The 1,850-nt window shown below is 36.5% G+C and carries 2 protein-coding genes; both read left to right on the top strand.

Annotation, left to right across the window (positions count from 1 at the left end; translation table 11 throughout):
* Positions 1-174 precede the first annotated feature (174 nt).
* A complete protein-coding gene (locus V7L05_RS17495; protein ID WP_335165809.1) occupies positions 175-876 on the top strand; it encodes an MATE family efflux transporter in 702 nt (233 codons plus the stop codon).
* A gap of 12 nt (positions 877-888) precedes the next feature.
* Positions 889-1,503: an MATE family efflux transporter gene (locus V7L05_RS17500; RefSeq protein WP_335165811.1), complete on the top strand. Its 615-nt coding sequence runs from the start codon at positions 889-891 to the stop codon at positions 1,501-1,503.
* Positions 1,504-1,850 lie beyond the last annotated feature (347 nt).

Genomic DNA, 1,850 nt, shown 5'->3' on the forward strand with positions numbered 1-1,850 from the left:
CGTCGCTGAAAAGGTTTTCACCATCTATAGTTCCCTTTACGGATAATGATTTTTAAAAATTATCAATCAGAATACATGCGTCAGTCGTCAGAATACAGGAAAGGTATTCTGACCGATAAGCCGAAAAAATAACTCCAATGTAGGTCATTGTTCTGGTCAAGGGATTTACTAATTTTGTCTATCTTTGCTCAACGTTCAGTATTCATCCGCAGTTTTCTAAAACTGGCATCTGTAAATGTTCTTTCAAATCTAATGGTTCCGTTAGCAGGACTAATAGATGTAATGTTTTTAGGGCATTTAACGGAGATTCGTCATTTAGCAGGTGTAGCAATAGCAACAATTTTATTCAATTATATTTATTGGACATTCGGTTTCTTACGCATGGGTACAACTGGAATGGTTGCACAGGCTATAGGGCGTAAAGATAACCAATCGGCAGTACTGATTAGTTTACAGCATGGAATTTTAGCGCTGATATTAGGACTTGCCATCCTGATATTTCAAAAACCTTTACAAGTATTAGGGTTTGCAATTCTAAGTGCTACACCAGAAGTTAAAACTTCTGGTGTTGATTTCTATAATGCTTTAATATGGGGTGCCCCAGCAACATTGATTAACTTTGTCTTGATTGGTTGGTTTCTTGGACAAACCCAAAGTAGTAAAGTTTTGTTGCTTTCAGCTATTAGTAATTGTGCAAATGTACTACTAGATTATCTATTTATTGTTCAGTGGGGATGGTCAAGTAGAGGAGCTGGGTTAGCGACAGCCACTAGTCAGTATCTGATGCTAATAGTAGGTACTTTACTATATTGTCAAACAATTTCATTTAAACAAATACAAGCTTCAATTGGGGAAGTATTTAACCTATCTGCTTGAAAATCAGTTTTCATGCTGAATGGAGAAATTATTATTCGGACTTTCGCTTTAATTTCGACAATGGCGATGTTTAGCAATCTCAGTTCTATGTTAGGAACTGAAATTCTGGCGACAAATACCCTGCTTATGCAATTGGTGAGCTTGGCAGCATATTTCATTGATGGCTTGGCATTCGCTACTGAGAGCTTGGCTGGAATTTTTCAAGGTAGTGGAAATATTACTTCTTTAAAACAACTCTTGCAAACTTCTGTAGTCAGTAGCTTAGTTATAGGATTAATGTTTGCTACTGCATTTATTTGTGTCCCAGAATCACTGTTAAGATTGCTGACCAATCATACTGATATTATCAATAATTTACGTTCTTATATTCCTTGGCTGTTACCAGTTTTGGGTTTTGGCTCAGTCGCTTATGCGCTAGACGGTTATTTTCTAGGGTTGACTCAAGGTCATACACTTCGCCAAGCTATGCTGAAAGCCACTGTAATCGGTTTTATTCCATCAGCAATTACAGCAATGTATTTCCATAATAGTCATTTACTATGGCTATCAATGTCTTTATTTATGGCAGCAAGAACAATAACTTTGGCATTGTGTGTACCAAAATCATTTTCTACAAGACAGGGATGAATACAGAATAAATCTATCTTCAGGGGAAATGTATATTTTCAATTATCTATTTTGCCCTTGAGTGATGCCTACGGTTCAAGAAGGCTACGTACCTTTACTGCAAGACTAAAGAAAGACCAGCTATGTTTTAAATGTTGCCAAACGCTTCCAAGAGCCTTACTTTCATTAAGCGTCGGAGAGAACTAAAATACTTTTTAATACAAATATACTATTAAACGAATAAGATGACAGAACTAGGCAGCATTTACAACCATAATGGTCAACCATCTACAGCTAGCATTCAATCACGTCAAATAGCCGAAAAGTTCGCCAATGGCATTGCTGAATTTAATTGGAAAGTTGATTAC

Source organism: Nostoc sp. (genome assembly GCF_036917755.1).
GTDB lineage: Bacteria > Cyanobacteriota > Cyanobacteriia > Cyanobacteriales > Nostocaceae > Nostoc.